The organism is Arthrobacter sp. ZGTC412, from assembly GCF_002929215.1.
In the GTDB taxonomy this organism is placed as follows: Bacteria; Actinomycetota; Actinomycetes; order Actinomycetales; family Micrococcaceae; genus Arthrobacter.
This window is the reverse complement of the sequence record NZ_PJII01000057.1, coordinates 1-1037: the sequence shown is the minus strand read 5'-3', so window position 1 is coordinate 1037 and position 1037 is coordinate 1. Positions and strand designations below refer to the sequence as shown.

At 63.8% G+C, this 1037-nt stretch carries 1 pseudogene; it reads left to right on the top strand.

Going from position 1 to position 1037, the window contains the following annotated elements:
- Positions 1-1037 (top strand): annotated as a pseudogene (locus CXQ88_RS21375) (pyruvate dehydrogenase (acetyl-transferring), homodimeric type); the annotation flags it as partial.

The window sequence follows — 1037 nt, the reverse complement described above, 5'->3', positions numbered from 1 at the left end:
TTCAACCACTTCTTCCGCGGCAAGGACCACCCGGGCGGCGGGGACCAGGTCTTCTTCCAGGGCCACGCCTCCCCCGGCATGTACGCCCGGGCGTTCATGGAAGGCCGCCTTTCCGAGGAGGACCTGGACGGATTCCGCCAGGAGAAGTCCAAGGAAGGCCACGCGCTCTCCTCCTACCCGCATCCGCGCCTGATGCCCTCGTTCTGGGAATTCCCGACCGTATCGATGGGCATCGGCCCGATGAACGCGATCTACCAGGCCCAGTCCAACCGGTACCTGCACAACCGGGGCCTGAAGGACACCTCCGACCAGCAGGTCTGGGCGTTCCTGGGTGACGGGGAAATGGACGAGCCCGAATCCCGCGGCCTGCTCCAGCTCGCCGCGAACGAGAACCTGGACAACCTGAACTTCGTGATCAACTGCAACCTCCAGCGCCTGGACGGGCCGGTGCGCGGCAATGGCAAGATCATGCAGGAACTCGAAGCGTTCTTCCGCGGCGCGGGCTGGAACGTGATCAAGGTTGTCTGGGGCCGGGAGTGGGATGACCTGCTCACCAAGGACTCTGACGGTTCGCTCGTGAAAATCATGAACGAGACCCCCGACGGGGACTACCAGACCTACAAGGCCGAATCCGGCGGGTTCGTCCGCGAGCACTTCTTCGGCAAGGACCCCCAGACCAAGGACCTCGTCGCGGACCTGACCGATGACCAGATCTGGAACCTCAAGCGTGGTGGCCACGACTACCGCAAGGTCTACGCCGCGTACAAGGCAGCGACCGAATTCAAGGGCAAGCCCACCGTGATCCTGGCCAAGACGGTCAAGGGCTACGGACTCGGTCCCCACTTCGAGGGCCGCAACGCGACCCACCAGATGAAGAAACTCACCCTCGATGACCTGAAGAAGTTCCGCGACCACCTGCGGATCCCGGTCACCGACGAACAGCTGGAAAAGGACCTCTACTCACCGCCGTACTACCACCCCGGCACGGACGCCCCGGAAATCCAGTACATGATGGAACGCCGCGCCGCCCTGGGCGG